General features: G+C 73.4%; 12 protein-coding genes and 3 tRNA genes. 3 read left to right on the forward strand and 12 right to left on the reverse strand.

From position 1 onward, the window contains the following. Nucleotides 1-77 precede the first annotated feature (77 nt). From rodA to AB0C27_RS30825, 7 genes are all read right to left on the reverse strand, one after another. A complete protein-coding gene (gene rodA, locus AB0C27_RS30795) occupies nucleotides 78-1,214 on the reverse strand; it encodes a rod shape-determining protein RodA (protein WP_357850799.1) in 1,137 nt (378 codons plus the stop codon). Then, nucleotides 1,211-3,064 carry a penicillin-binding transpeptidase domain-containing protein gene (locus AB0C27_RS30800; RefSeq protein ID WP_357850802.1) on the reverse strand — a complete coding sequence of 618 codons (1,854 nt, stop codon included), beginning with the start codon at nucleotides 3,062-3,064 and terminating at the stop codon, nucleotides 1,211-1,213. The genes rodA and AB0C27_RS30800 overlap by 4 nt, the downstream gene beginning before the upstream one ends. A 107-nt stretch (nucleotides 3,065-3,171) precedes the next feature. Further along, the gene (locus AB0C27_RS30805; protein ID WP_357850805.1) at nucleotides 3,172-3,633 is read right to left on the reverse strand and encodes a hypothetical protein; all 462 of its coding nucleotides are present in this window, start codon (nucleotides 3,631-3,633) and stop codon (nucleotides 3,172-3,174) included. Nucleotides 3,634-3,755: 122 nt separating this feature from the next. After that, nucleotides 3,756-4,499, reverse strand: a complete 744-nt coding sequence (gene mreC, locus AB0C27_RS30810) for a rod shape-determining protein MreC (protein WP_357850807.1) — start codon at nucleotides 4,497-4,499, stop codon at nucleotides 3,756-3,758. Next, nucleotides 4,496-5,728: a rod shape-determining protein gene (locus AB0C27_RS30815; protein ID WP_357850810.1), complete on the reverse strand. Its 1,233-nt coding sequence runs from the start codon at nucleotides 5,726-5,728 to the stop codon at nucleotides 4,496-4,498. Before AB0C27_RS30815 ends, mreC begins: the two co-directional genes overlap by 4 nt. A 192-nt stretch (nucleotides 5,729-5,920) precedes the next feature. Further along, entirely contained in the window at nucleotides 5,921-6,352 is a 432-nt protein-coding gene (locus tag AB0C27_RS30820; RefSeq protein WP_357850813.1) for a nuclear transport factor 2 family protein, read from the reverse strand. A gap of 57 nt (nucleotides 6,353-6,409) precedes the next feature. Next, nucleotides 6,410-7,036, reverse strand: coding sequence for a TetR/AcrR family transcriptional regulator (locus AB0C27_RS30825; RefSeq protein ID WP_357850816.1), 627 nt, complete (start codon nucleotides 7,034-7,036; stop codon nucleotides 6,410-6,412). Between the two features lie 71 nt (nucleotides 7,037-7,107). Here AB0C27_RS30825 and AB0C27_RS30830 point away from each other — a divergent pair, with 71 nt between their 5' ends. Continuing rightward, a complete protein-coding gene (locus AB0C27_RS30830) occupies nucleotides 7,108-7,488 on the forward strand; it encodes an ester cyclase (protein WP_357850819.1) in 381 nt (126 codons plus the stop codon). Between the two features lie 15 nt (nucleotides 7,489-7,503). Here the strand turns inward: AB0C27_RS30830 and AB0C27_RS30835 are convergent, their stop codons facing one another. The 5 genes from AB0C27_RS30835 to AB0C27_RS30855 all read right to left on the reverse strand — a co-directional run bounded on the left by AB0C27_RS30835 (nucleotide 7,504) and on the right by AB0C27_RS30855 (nucleotide 11,699). Further along, the gene (locus AB0C27_RS30835; RefSeq protein ID WP_357850822.1) at nucleotides 7,504-10,476 is read right to left on the reverse strand and encodes a hypothetical protein; all 2,973 of its coding nucleotides are present in this window, start codon (nucleotides 10,474-10,476) and stop codon (nucleotides 7,504-7,506) included. 175 nt (nucleotides 10,477-10,651) lie between these two features. Further along, a tRNA-Val gene (locus AB0C27_RS30840) sits at nucleotides 10,652-10,726 on the reverse strand. Nucleotides 10,727-10,732: 6 nt separating this feature from the next. Next, a tRNA-Cys gene (locus tag AB0C27_RS30845) sits at nucleotides 10,733-10,803 on the reverse strand. 15 nt (nucleotides 10,804-10,818) lie between these two features. Then, a tRNA-Gly gene (locus AB0C27_RS30850) sits at nucleotides 10,819-10,890 on the reverse strand. A gap of 80 nt (nucleotides 10,891-10,970) precedes the next feature. Further along, the gene (locus AB0C27_RS30855) at nucleotides 10,971-11,699 is read right to left on the reverse strand and encodes an SDR family oxidoreductase (RefSeq protein ID WP_357850825.1); all 729 of its coding nucleotides are present in this window, start codon (nucleotides 11,697-11,699) and stop codon (nucleotides 10,971-10,973) included. Between the two features lie 135 nt (nucleotides 11,700-11,834). On the opposite strand from AB0C27_RS30855, the gene AB0C27_RS30860 reads away from it, so the two are divergent. Together AB0C27_RS30860 and AB0C27_RS30865 are read left to right on the forward strand one after the other, a co-directional pair. Continuing rightward, nucleotides 11,835-12,386 carry a hemerythrin domain-containing protein gene (locus AB0C27_RS30860; protein WP_357850828.1) on the forward strand — a complete coding sequence of 184 codons (552 nt, stop codon included), beginning with the start codon at nucleotides 11,835-11,837 and terminating at the stop codon, nucleotides 12,384-12,386. Nucleotides 12,387-12,476: 90 nt separating this feature from the next. Further along, a complete protein-coding gene (locus AB0C27_RS30865; protein WP_357850831.1) occupies nucleotides 12,477-13,184 on the forward strand; it encodes a winged helix-turn-helix domain-containing protein in 708 nt (235 codons plus the stop codon). Nucleotides 13,185-13,190: the final 6 nt, after the last annotated feature.

The following is a 13,190-nucleotide window of genomic DNA, read 5'->3' on the forward strand; positions in this document are numbered from 1 at the left end:
CGTCCGACGACGAGGTCATGCCGGAGATACCGCAGTAGGCCAGTCAGGCGCTGTCCGGGGTCTACGACCGGAACCTGCTACGGCTGCATGGCCTTGGTCCTGTGCACGGCCTGTAACAGCCCGACGGCCAGCAGCCCCGCCACCGTGGCCGAGCCGCCGTAGGAGACGAACGGCAGCGGCACGCCCACGACCGGCACGAGCCCCAGAGTCATGCCCACATTCATGAACGTCTGGCAGGCCAGCCACGACACCAGCGCCCCAGCCAGCACGGTCCCGTACGGCGACGCGCTGCGCCGCGCGATCGACAGCCCCCGCCACAGCAGCGCGAACACGGCCAGCACGATCAGTGCCGCGCCGGCGAACCCGAGCTCCTCGCCGGCCACGGTGAAGATGAAGTCGGTGTGCTGCTCGGGCACGAAATGCCCCGCCGTCTGCTCGCCGTTGAACAGCCCCTTACCGTAGAGGCCGCCGGAGCCGATCGCGATGCGCGCCTGGGCGGCGTTGTACCCGACGCCGCCCGGATCGGCCCCGGGGTTCGCCAGCACGAGCAGCCGCTGCACCTGGTACGGCCGTACCAGCCCGAACTGCCACGCCGCCACCGCCGCGCCCGCCGCCCCCAGAGCGAGCACCAGCAGCCACCGCTTGGGCGCCCCCGACACCAGCAGCGCCCCTGCCACCATGGCCGCGAACACCAGCATCGTGCCCAGGTCCGGCTGCAACGCGATCAGGGCGATGGGCACCGCGGCCAGCACCAGCGCCAGCAGCACCCCGCCGAACCCCGGCCGCCGCCGCCCGTCCAGCAGCTCACCCAGGGGAACGGCGAACGCCAGCGCCAGCGCCACCTTGGCGAACTCCGACGGCTGGAACTGCACCCCCGGCGCCAGCACGATCCACGAGTGGGCCCCGTTGACCCGCACCCCCAGCGGGCTCAGCACCCCGGCCAGCGACAGCAGCGCCAGCACGTACGCGAGCGGCACGTACGCCCGCAGCACCCGCAGATCCACCCGCGAGACCAGCCACATCAGCACCAGCCCGGCCCCGACGGAGACCGCCTGCCGCACCAGCAGCCCGTGGTCGCCCTCCATCCGGGTGGCCGACCACACCAGCAGCAGCCCGGTCCCGGACAGGGCGAGGGCCAGCAGCGTCAGCACCCGGTCGGGCGGGCCGAGCGACGCTGCCCACACCAGCGGCCGCCTGCCGGACATCGTGATCATTGCCGCTCCCTCAGCCCGAGAACGCCCTCCCAGATCTCGCGGGCGGCCGGGGCGGCGCCCTCCGCGCCCCTGCCGCCCTGGGACAGCACGACGACCACCGTGTACGCGGGGTCGGGGGCGAACGAGGCGAACCAGGAGGTGTCCCGGTGCCCGAACGACTCTGCCGTCCCCGTCTTCCCCGCCACGGCGATCTTCCCGAACGGGAAACCCCTGAACGCGCCTTCCGCGGTGCCTTCCCTGGGCACCTGGGCGAGGGCCTGCCGGATGAAGCGCAGAGTCCCGGGGGAGGCGGGCAGCCGGCCCGCCACCGGCGGCGTGATCGTGCGTGCCGTGGTGCCGTCGGGGCGCACGACGCGCAGGCCGACACGCGGGCTGTGCAGGGTGCCGCCGTTGGCCACGGCCGCGTACGCCCGCGCCAGCTGCAGCGGCGTGACCAGCACCCCGCCCTGCCCGATGGAGAAGTTGGCGGCGTCGCCGCCCCGCCACGCGCCGCCGCCCCGGCAGTTCTCCCCGGCGATGGTGGTCAGGTAGGCCGCCCGCGCCCGGTCGGCCAGCTCCGGGTAGCCCTTGACGGCCCGGCGGCAGCTCTCCGCGCGGGTGGCCCGCCAGTGCGCCTTCTTCGCGGCCGCGTCAGGCACCGCCCCGGCCGCCTCGCCGGGCAGGTCCACGCCGGTCGGCGCGCCGAAGCCGAACCCGCGGGCGGTCTCCTGCGGCACGCTGGAGCGGCGCTGCCACAGCTCGTCGGCCAGCCGGTAGAAGATCGTGTCGCACGACCGCACCAGCGCGCCGTGCATGGTCATCCGGCCCAGGTCGGCGCTGCCGAAGTTGCCGAAGGTACGGCCGCCGATCGGGTAGCCGGCCGGGCAGTCGTAGGTGGCGTCCAGCGCGTACCCGGCGGACGCGGCCGCCGCCACCGAGGCGACCTTCCACGTCGAGCCGGGCGCCCACTCACCCTGCACGGCCCGTGACAGCAGCGGCAGCGCCCGGTACTCCGCCGCCGTCACGCCGTCGGTCCACACGCCCGGGTCGTACGAGGGCCGCCCGGCCAGCGCGACCACCCGGCCCGTCATCGACTCCATGATCACGGCCGCGCCCGACGTGCCGCCCGTGGCCCGCAGCGCCCGGCCGAGCGCCCGCTCGGCGACGGCCTGGATCCGGGTGTCGATGCTGGTCACGAGCGTGTTCCCGGGGACGGGCGGCACCTCTCGGACGGTCCGCGTGACCCGGCCGGTGTTGTCCACGGCCACGTCCCTGCGCCCGGCCCGCCCGGCCAGTTCCCCGTCATAGACGCCTTCGAGCCCGTCGCGGCCCTCGGCGCCCTGCACGTAGCCGAGGGTGTGCGCGGCGGAGGCGCCGGACGGGTGCGCCCTGACCGGGCGCAGCTCCGTACGCACGCCGGGGAAGTCCTGCTGGCGCTCGCTGATCTGCAGCGCCGTCGGCACGCTCACGGCCTCGGCGACAGGGATCGGCTCGTACGGGGAGCCCGGCCAGCACGGGCGCGGCACCGAAGGCCCGCACAACCGCACCTTCTCCGCGATCTGCCGGTACGACCGCCCCAGCGCCTCGCCCAGCCGCGTCAGCACCTCCCGCCCGCCGTCCGGCTGATGGGCCAGCTCCACCGCGTTGACGGTGACCACCGGCCTGGTCCTGTTGGTCACCAGCGGGCGGCCCGCCACGTCGAGGATCGGGCCCCTGACCGCCGGCAGCGTCACGCTCCTGATCCGCACGTCGGCCGCCGCCCGCACGTACCGCTCGCCGCTGACCACCTGAAGGAACCACAGCCGTCCGAGCAGCGTGATCACCATGCCCGCGACGGCCAGCCGCAACACGAACAACCGCCCCCTAGACACGCCACACCACCCCTCCGGCCGGCCGACTGCCGGACGCGACCCGACACCCCTTGTCCGGCCGCCTTTCAGACACCACGCGACACCCCTCGCCCGGCCATCGTCCGCGTTCAGACATGGCGGGGCACCCTCTCGGCCGGATGCCGTCGAGCGAGCACCGCCCCGACGGCGACCCCGAGACCCACCGTCCAGGCCAGCGTCAGCGGCAGCCCGGCCACCACGGCGGGCCACGGCTCGTCCCCGAGCGCCACCGCGGCGGCGCTCTGCAGAAGCGGCCCCAGCACGGCCCCGGCCACCGCCGCCGGCAGCGGCCTGCGCTCGCGCCACCACCCCACCAGCAGCCCGGTGACCGACAGCGCCAGCGCCGCCCGCCCCACCGTGCCGTCGGCGGGCGGCGTCACGTCGGCGGCCAGCCCGGCGACCAGGCCCGCCGCACACCCCCAGACCGGCCCCCTGGCCACCGCCAGCCACACCACGGCCAGCGCCACCAGGTCAGGGCCGCCCCACGGCGACCGGTTGACCAGCAGCACCTGCAACAGCGGCGCCGCGAGCACCAACATCACCAGCCCCACGGCACACCTCTCCCTGCCGACGCGAGCGGCCACAGGGCCGCGCGCACGCGTAAGTGCGGAAGCGGCCACACCGCCGGGCGCACGCGTAAGTGCGGGAGCGACGCCCGTGCCGACCGCACGGCTCACCGCTCCGGTTCCGGCACGATGACCGTGACGAGACTGAGCGCGGAGAGTCGGGCGGCGGGGCGTACCAGCGCCGTGCGGGTGGCCGCGCCCGGCACCCGCTCGATCGCGGTGACCGCACCGACCAGCACCCCCGCCACGTACGGCCGCCCGCCGGCCGACCCCAGCGTCTCCACCTTGTCGCCGACCTGGAGTGGCGCGTCCGGGTCGAACAGGCTGAGCCGCAGCAGCCCCTCGCCCGGCAGCCCCGTCACCACCCCCAGCTCACCGCTTCCGGCCAGCCGCACCCCCACGGACGAGGCCGCGTCGGTGATCAGGGACACCGAGGCGGTGCCGGCCCCGGCCCAGGTGACCTTGCCGACCAGGCCGTCGGCGTTCAACACGGTCACGTCCCGCACGACCCCCGAGCCCGAGCCGACATCCACGGTGACCCGCGGCCCCCGCCCGAACCCCACGACATGCGCGGCCACCCCACGCGACGCGGAGACCCCGGAGATCGGACTGCTCACCGAACGGGCGCCCGCGGACACCAGCTCGGCCCGCAGCGCGGCGTTCTCCCGCTCCAGCTCCCGCAGCCGCCCGTCCCCGCCGAACGCCCTGGTCACCGTGCCGGCCGCGCTCTCCGCGCCCCCGTACACGGCCGCGCCCGCCGCCCGCAGCGACGTCAGCGGCACGAACCAGCGGTCGGTCACGACCAGCAGGACCGCGGTGCCGAGCAGGAGCAGGACGAACGTCCGCCTCACCGGCGTGACCAGTCGGGCAGCAGCACGTCACGCATGGCCTGGAACCGCTCGACGCAGCGGCCCGCGCCGAGCGCGACCGAGTACAGCGGCTTGTCCACCACCCGGATGGGCATGCCGGTGGCCTCACCCATGCGCTCGGCCAGGCCCCGTAACAAGGCGCCGCCGCCGGTCAGGACGATGCCGTTGTCCAGCAGGTCGCCGGCCAGCTCCGCCGGGCACTGGTCGAGCGTCGTCTGCACCGCGTCGATGATGGCCTGGACCTCGTTCTCGATGGCCTCGCTGATCTGCTCGGCGGTGATGGTCGCGGTTTTTGGCAGGCCGCTGACCAGGTCGCGCCCGCGTACGGGGGCGGAGGCACGCGGCTCCAGCGGGCGCGGAGCGGCGGCCGGCGCGGCGCTCCGGGGCTTCGGCCGGGACCGGAACGGGTTCCAGCCGCGCGGCGCGGGCGGCTCGGCGGCGTCCTCGTCCGGCACCTCGACCTGCGGCCCGTCCACCGGCAGCTCGCAGACGCCCACCCGGTGCCGGCCCTTCGGCTCGGGATCGGCGTCGCGGGCCGTCACGGGCGCCGGCCTGGCCATGCCGAGGTCGATCTTCAGCCGTTCGGCGGTGCGCTCGCCGAGCAGCAGCGCGTGCTCCTTCTTGATGTGGGTGATGATCGCCTCGTCCAGCTCGTCGCCGCCCACCCGCAGCGACTTGGCCACCACGACGCCGCTCATCGAGACGATGGCCACCTCCGTGGTGCCGCCGCCGATGTCGACGACCATGTTGCCGGTGGCCTCGCCGACCTTCAGCCCGGCGCCGATCGCCGCCGCCATCGGCTCCTCGATGATGTGCACCCTCCGCGCGCCCGCCTCGTACGCGGCCTCCTTGACCGCCCGCTGCTCGATCGAGGTGGTGCCGCTCGGGACCGCCACCACGATGCGGGGCTTGGCGAGGAACCTGCTGGGATGCGCCTTCTGGATGAACATGCGCAACATCCGCTCCGCCGCGTCCAGGTCCGCGATCACGCCGTCCTTGAGCGGCCTGATCGTGGCGATGTGCGGGGGAGTGCGGCCCATCATGCGCTTGGCCGGCCTGCCGACCGCGACGACGGTGTTCTTGTGCAGGTTGATCGCGATGACGGAGGGCTCGTTCAGCACGATGCCCTTCCTGCGGACGTACACGAGCGTGTTGGCCGTGCCGAGATCGACCGCTATGTCATGACCGAGAAGAGCCCATGCGAACGCCATACCGCACAGCCTTTCGACCGGGAAGGGCAGGGGGACACTACCCGCTGTGGCGCTGCCCTCCCCGATCTACCCACAAACGCGATAAATCCGTACCTGTGGTTATTTGCGCAGGTCAGCTTGGGTCGGGCACGTGCCGCGCGCCGGTCCGTACGGCGGCGCGCGGCTCCTCCCGCTGACGGGATGGGCTATCGCTCACCGCGCGGTGCGCCAGCTCTGCTCCTCCACCAGTTCGACGCTGCGCCAGCCGCTGCCGGTGCGGCGCATGCGGTGGTGGTAGTAGCCGCCCCCGTGCAGGAACCCTTCGGTACGGGCCGCGACCAGCTCGCGCGTCGGGGCCAGGGTGTCGGTGAACGGGGCGCTCACCCGGGCCTCGCCGTCCAGGAAGTCGATCCGCGCGGCGCCGATCAGGTGCAGGCGGGCCGGCCAGTGCGTCAGCACCTCGGCCAGCCAGACCTTGACCTCGTCCCGCGTGCCCTTGATGCCTCCCGACGAGCTGTAGTCGATCGACGCGTCCGGGGTGAACACCTCGTCGAGCAGGTCCCACTGACCGGAGTCGATCGCGAAGGTGTAGCGAGCCAGCAGGCCGGTGATCTCTAATCGGTCGGCGATCTCCTGAGTCTCCATGAGCTGATCGTCGCGCCAAGCGGCCCGGATGACCAGATCGTCCGCTCTTGCGAGCGATCACGAGGCCGGCGGGCGGATCCCGACGAGCTTGACGAGGAAGCGTTCGACCTGCTCCTCCAGCGGCGGCCATGGATGGTCGGGCTGGTGCAGGCGCATCGAGACGGCTCCGTGAACGGCCGCGCGCAGGTCGAGCGCGACGGTGGCGGCGTCGTCGGCGGGGGCGCGGCCGGCGTCCATGCAGCGCTGGACCGCGGCGGTGGTGCGCTCGGCCAGGTGCCGCTTGAACGGCATCTCGGCCCGCTCGTTGAGCGCGCTCTCGTGCAGCACCTTGTACAGGCCGGGATGCCGGTGCGCCCAGGCGCCCAGCACCAGAGTGCGCGCGCGGAGCCGGGCCACCGGGTCGCCCGACGCGGCCTCGGCGTCGTCGACGGCCCGGGTCAGCTCGTCGTGGCAGCGGTCGAGTACGGCGAGCACAAGGGCGTCGCGGTCGGCGAAGTGCAGGTAGACCGAGGTCGCGGCGCTGCCGACCGCGCGGGCCACGGCGCGCATCGACAGAGCCTCGTCGTCGCCGAGCTCGTCGAGCAGCCGGGTGGCGGCCTCGACGATGTCCTCCCGCAGCCGCTCGCCCTGGCCTCTCCGGTTGCGCCCGCGCGCCTGGCGGTCGCTCGACGCAGTGGTGCTCATACCCGGCATTGTATCCCGACACTCGTAGCGCTACAGTCGTAGCGCTACGGCCGTTCAGTCAAGGAGTGCGCATGCCCACCGTCGCGTCGAACAAGCAGACCGTCCTCGACTTCTACGAGGCCGCCTTCAACGAAAAGGACTTCGACACCGTCGCCAAGCTCGTCGGCGACGGCTACACCCAGCACAACCCGCTGATCGCCGACGGCGCCGACGGCCTCCAGGCGCGGCTGCGCCAGCTGAAGGAGACCTTCCCGGCGTTGCGGGTCGAGGTCAGACGCCTGCTCGCCGAGGACGATTACGTCGTCGGGCACGTGTACGCGGTCCGCGTGCCCGGACAGCGGGGCACGGCGATCATGGACATCTTCCGACTCAAGGACGGAAAGCTGGTCGAGCACTGGGACGTCATGCAGGAGATCCCGGCGGAGGCCCTGAACCGGAACGGGATGTTCTGACGGTGCCCTGTCTTGCTACCCGTGCCTGAGGCCGGTCAGCCGTGCGTCCGGGACCCGGACCGTGACCGGGGCGCAGGGGGCGCAGAAGTAGTCACGGCCGAACGCGAACTCCACGGCCCCCGGAGCCAGGTTGACCAGCAGCCGGTCGTTGTCCAGGCTCACGGTCCTCGGCACCTGCCCCTTGGGCATCAGCGGCCGCAACGCGGCGGCCAGTTGCCGCCGTCCGGCGGGGGTGAAGGCGGCGGGGACGAACAGGTCCCGCACCTCCAGCACCCGCCCCTCGGCCCGCCCGTAGGTGACGGCCCGGCCGACCTCGCCGGACAGTGCATAACGCACGGAAACGACCCCGGCATCGTTACGCACCACCGTGTAGCCCCCGGTCACGGCGCTGGTCGTCGGGGTGGTGGTGGGACCAGTCGCAGGGGTGGCCGTCGGGCCGGTAGCTGGGCCAGGGGCGCGTGAAGGATCCTCCCGGTGCCGCCGCAAGACCTCCTCGACGTGCGTGCGTACCGGAGCAACCAGCGCGGCCCCGGCCCGCGCCGCGTCGGGCCCGTCCGCGACCGCCGGGTAGGAGATCTCGACCGTGAGCCCCGGTGCCCGCGCCCGCCACGTCGCCGTCGTGATCGTGAGCGGCTCACCGGCCGGCGCCCTTCGCACCAACGGCGCCGCCGCGACCAGCAGCAGCACCGCGCCCGCGACCACGAGCACCCTGCGCCGCCCCGCCAGCAGCGGCCCCGCCACCACCCCCGCGACCGCGAACGGCCCCGCGACCAGCCCCAGCAGAAAGCCCGCCGGTGTGGCCAGCCCCGCCGCCACCCCCGCGACGACGGACGCGCCCCACACAGCCGCCCAGACCGCCCCCCGCCGCTCCCGCAGGTTCACCCTCATCAGCGACACGTAGATCAGCCCCGCGAGCAGCACCAGATAGGCCGCACACGTCAGGGTGTCGGCCACCGGCGCCACCAGAGACGGCACCGGAAACCCCAGCCCACCACCCGCCCCAAGCTCTCCACCCGTGCTGAGCCCACCGCCCCATCCGAGTCCGCCACTCGTGGCGAGTCCGCCACTCGTGGCGAGTTCGCCACCGGACCCGAGCTCGCCACTCGCGGCGAGTCCGCCACCCGACCCGAGCCCGTCGCCCGTGATGAGGCCGCGAGGCGACCCTGCTGCTCCCAGGGGGACCAACTGCACCAGCGCACCGGCCACCACCAGCGGCACCAACGCACCCGCCGTCGCCATGCCCGCGATCATCAAGCGCTCACGCCAGGAAGGCACGTGATCGCGCACCCGCTCCCGCCACGCCCGGTACCGTTCGGCCGCCTGCTCCCAGGTCTGCTCGTCCTCCAGATCCACGATCCTGGCGAACCTCGCCACCCCGACCTGCGAGTGCACGATGAACAGCAGCGCCGCGAACACCGGCACCACGAACACGGCGAACTCCACCGCCTGCGCCGCGGGCGAGATCCCCACCGGCTCCTCCCCGGTCACGACCCGCCCGATCACCCCGCCCACGGTCCAGGCCAGCGCGGTGGCCAGCGCCAGCGCCCCCACCAGCACCACGTAGGAGGAGGCGGGGAAGAGCCGGACGAGCTGCCCCCGTGCCGCGACGTAGACCAGCCCGGCCGCCGCCACCGCGAACACCGCCGCCATCGCCCACGACCACACCACCGCCGTCCCACCGAGCACCGGATCGGGCGGGGAGAGCAGCGCGAGCGCCCGCAGCATCACGGGCGTCTCGGCATCGAACGTCCGCCGCGTCAGCAGCGGGAAGCGCGACGTGACGGCCAGGCAGAAGTACGTCAGCGCGAGCGCGGCCCCCGCCACCAGCAGCGCCCACCGCCGGTCCGTGCGCACCGGATCCGGCGTGCCCGCCGCCGCCCTCCGCAGCGGCGGCACCAACTGCACCCCGACCGCGGCGAGCGCCAGCACCAGCGGCGGCAGGGCCACCTGTACGGGCTCGGCCACCAGCACCGCGCCCAGATCACCGAGGTACTCGGCGACCCAGGCCGGGTCCAGCGGCGCGGCCAGCAGCCGTTCCCGCATGCCGAGGTCGATGGCGACGACGGCCGCGTACACGACGGGCGCCACCGACGCCGAGATCCACGCCAGCACGAACGCCCGCCCCGGACGCCCCTCCACGGGTAAGCGGCGCCGCAGCATGCCCTCCACGTATCCGGCCGCGATGCTCCCCAGGATCACCGCCACCTGCGTGAAGTAGCTCAGAGACAGTGGCAGCCAGGCCATCAGGGGCTGCCGGTCCCGCACCAGCACGCTCCACACCACCGCCCACCCGGCCACCAGACACGGCAGCACCCAGGAGCGAGGGTGAAAGGCCAGACTGCGCACGAGCGTGGGAGGCCGCTTCGGGGACTCCTTCTTACGAGTGGCCGACCGGTCTTTGACCGCCGCCCCCTTGCGACCGGTGGCCGGTGTCCCCTTCCGGGTGGTAGCGGGCGCTTCCTTGGCGGGTGTCCCTTTTCGGGTGGTGGCGGGTGTCTTCTTGCCGGCGGGCGCCGGGACCTGTTCGCCGTCCGGAACGGACGATCCCTCGCTGACCGGGGCGGGCAGGAACCGGGTGGCGGCCATCGTGAGCAGCGCGGCCAGCAGGGCGGTCGCCATCCCCCACGAGGCCGCGTACCGGGCGTACTCCTCGAACGGTACGCCGTGCCCCCGCGCCCACAGCAGCACCGCCAGCACCCCGGCGGGCCCGCCCGCCAGCCCCCAGCACACGAGCAGCCCGACCCGCGACGCACCGAACCCCGACCACCGGAACGCCGCGTACGCCCCGAAAGTCAGCAACACGGCGTAGACCACCAGCGTCACCGCCGTGCCCGCCGCGAGCCCGCGCCCCAGCCCGGGGAAGACCAGCACGGACGCCACGGCCTGCCCAAGCAGGAAACCGCCGACGGGCGGGAGCGCGCACAGGCCGCAGACCCCGAGCGCGATGCCCGCGGCGGCGAGCAGGAAGGTGCGGGTCGTCTTCGCCACGCCCCGTCATGTGCCCGCCACGGAGCTCAGTGCGCATACCGGTGACCGGGAAGTGGCCACCAGGTGAGCGCTTCCGCCTATCGCCGACCCGAGTCGGCCCACGCCGAGCCGGCCTGCAAGACGAAGTCGGGCGAAAAAAACAGGGCCCCGGCTCATCAGCCGGGGCCCTGAAAGGTGGTGGACGATACTGGGATTGAACCAGTGACCTCTTCCGTGTCAGGGAAGCGCTCTCCCGCTGAGCTAATCGTCCTTGCAGAGGTGGCGACGGGATTTGAACCCGTGTGGACGGCTTTGCAGGCCGCTGCCTCGCCTCTCGGCCACGCCACCGAGCCGGAAGCTCCGAGCGGAAGACGGGATTCGAACCCGCGACCCTCACCTTGGCAAGGTGATGCTCTACCACTGAGCCACTTCCGCCTTCGCCCCGTTTCGCGGGGCGACGAGAGAACTCTAGCGAAAACTGGCCCAGTCCCCAAACTGGAATACGCGCGCCGAGGTCACGTGTGGCCGCCGTTGACGGTGATGCGCTGTCCGGTGACGAACGCGCCGCCCTCCGAGGCGAGGTACGCCACCGCCGCGGCCACGTCCTCGGGCGTGCCCATCCGGCCCAGCGGCACCTCCGCGAGGTAGCCGCTCTCGTCCAGCCCCGCGTGCCGCTCGACCGGGATCCAGCCGGGCGCGACCACGTTGACCGTGATCCCGTACGGGCCCAGCTCCTTGGCCCAGACCTCGGTGATCGCGTGCTGGGCGCCCTTGGCGGCGGTGTAAGCGGACATGCCGGGCAGTTTGCGGTCCACGATGTCGGAGCCGATCTGGATGACGCGCCCGCCGCCGCGTTCCCTCATGCCGGGCAGCACCGCCTGGACCAGCAGCGTCGGGCTCTTGACGAAGAAGGTGAGCTGGTCGAGGTGGTCCTGCCAGGTGAGCTCCGTGACCGGGACGGACGGTTGCGGGCCGGTCGCGTTGGCCACCAGGACCGACACGGGGCCGAGCCGTTCGGCGACGGCGGCGACCAGGCCGGCCACGGCGGACTCGTCGGTGACGTCGGCGGCGAACGTCTCGGCGGTGCCGCCGGCGGCGCGGATCGCGCCGGCCACCCGTTCGGCCCCGTCACGATCTTTGGAGTAGTTGACGGCGACGGCGAAACCGTCCGCGGCCAGCCGGCGGGCGATCACGGTGCCGAGGCCGCGCGAGGCGCCGGTCACGAGCGCGACATGAGACGTCATAGGACCCGACTGTAGCCAGCGGCGGGCCCCGGGCCGAGGGCGGTCCGTACGGGCAGGCTCCGGGTTCGGTGTCCGGGCGGGCTGCGTTCGGTATGGACGCGCGTGCGGGCGGGCCGGACAGGGTAAGGCGCGGACGTGGCTGAACACGATGTCATCGACCTGCTGGTGGCCCAGCACGGCCGGATCAGGGACCTGTTCGACGAAGTGGAGCGGGCGCCGGCGGACAAGGTCGGTGAGGCGTTCGACCGGCTGACGCGCCTCATGTCCGTCCACGAGACGGCCGAGGAGGAGATCGTCCACCCGTACGCGCGCAGGAAGCTCGACAACGGCCAGGGCGTCGTGGCCGACCGCCTGACCGAGGAGAACAGGGCCAAGCGCATGCTCGTCGCCCTGCACAAGGCCGGCGTGGACCATCCGCGCTTCTGGGACCGCCTGGCCGAGCTCCGCACCGCCGTGACCGCGCACGCGCGCAGCGAGGAGCGCTACGAGTTCGCCAGGCTGCGCGCCCGCACCTCCGTGGCGGAGCGCAGGGCCATGGCGGCGGCCGTACGGGCGGCGGAGTCGCTGGCGCCGTCACGCCCGCATCCCGGCACGGAGTCCCTGACCAGGAACCTGCTGATGGGCCCGCCCGCCGCGATCATGGACCGAGCGCGCGACCTGATCCGCAAGGCGCTGGGCAAACGCTGACGGCCCCAGACTAAAGCAGGTCAAAGCAGGTAAAAGCAGCACGACATCCTTCGACCGTGGGCGAAATGTCAACGTATTAGCGTGTTGAGCATGGAGTACATCGCTCGTGACGCCGACATCGCGCCCGTCGCCGCGCTGATCGCCGATCCCACGCGGGCGGCGATCCTGACGGCCCTGCTCGACGGTCGCGCCCTGGCGGCGGGGGAACTGGCCAGGATGGCCGGCGTGAGCGCGGCCACCGCCAGCGCCCATCTCGCCAGGCTGCTGGACGGCGGGCTGGTCGACGTCGTACGCCAGGGCCGCCACCGCTACTACCGCCTGTCCGGGCACGAGGTGGCCGAGGTGCTGGAGGTGCTGGCCAGGATCAGCGCCCGCCCCCCGGTACGCTCGCTGCGCCAGTCCCGGCAGGCCAGGCGGCTGGAGGAGGCCCGTACGTGCTACGACCACCTCGCGGGCCGAGCCGGCGTGGGCCTGCTCGACCGGCTCGTGGCGGGCGGCCACCTCGCGGGCGGCGACCTGACCGAGTCGGGGGAACGGCTGCTGGCGCGGCTGGGCGTGGACGTGGCGGGCGCGCGCGGATCCAGGCGGCGCTTCGCACCCGAATGCCTCGACTGGACCGAGCGCAGGGCGCACCTCGGCGGGGCGCTCGGCGCGGCGATCACGGAGGTGCTGTTCGAACGCGGGTGGTACCGGCGGGACAGCGTGCCCAGGGCCGTGACCCTCACAGAGGCGGGGGAGGAGGGGCTGGCGGAACTCTTCGGAAGTAAGGAGCTAACATCGGGTACGCCGGTTACCTGAGTGGGA

The sequence above is a fragment of the Nonomuraea sp. NPDC048882 genome, assembly GCF_040649755.1.
Classification (GTDB): Bacteria; Actinomycetota; Actinomycetes; order Streptosporangiales; family Streptosporangiaceae; genus Nonomuraea; species Nonomuraea maheshkhaliensis.

What these genes read in the sequence shown, in the direction of transcription:
- rodA (WP_357850799.1), bottom strand. Translation starts at nt 1,214, where the DNA reads ATGATCACGATGTCCGGCAGGCGGCCGCTGGTGTGGGCAGCGTCGCTC.
- AB0C27_RS30815 (WP_357850810.1), bottom strand. Translation starts at nt 5,728, where the DNA reads ATGGCGTTCGCATGGGCTCTTCTCGGTCATGACATAGCGGTCGATCTC.
- AB0C27_RS30820 (WP_357850813.1), bottom strand. Translation starts at nt 6,352, where the DNA reads ATGGAGACTCAGGAGATCGCCGACCGATTAGAGATCACCGGCCTGCTG.
- AB0C27_RS30825 (WP_357850816.1), bottom strand. Translation starts at nt 7,036, where the DNA reads ATGAGCACCACTGCGTCGAGCGACCGCCAGGCGCGCGGGCGCAACCGG.
- AB0C27_RS30830 (WP_357850819.1), top strand. Translation starts at nt 7,108, where the DNA reads ATGCCCACCGTCGCGTCGAACAAGCAGACCGTCCTCGACTTCTACGAG.
- AB0C27_RS30855 (WP_357850825.1), bottom strand. Translation starts at nt 11,699, where the DNA reads ATGACGTCTCATGTCGCGCTCGTGACCGGCGCCTCGCGCGGCCTCGGC.
- AB0C27_RS30865 (WP_357850831.1), top strand. Translation starts at nt 12,477, where the DNA reads ATGGAGTACATCGCTCGTGACGCCGACATCGCGCCCGTCGCCGCGCTG.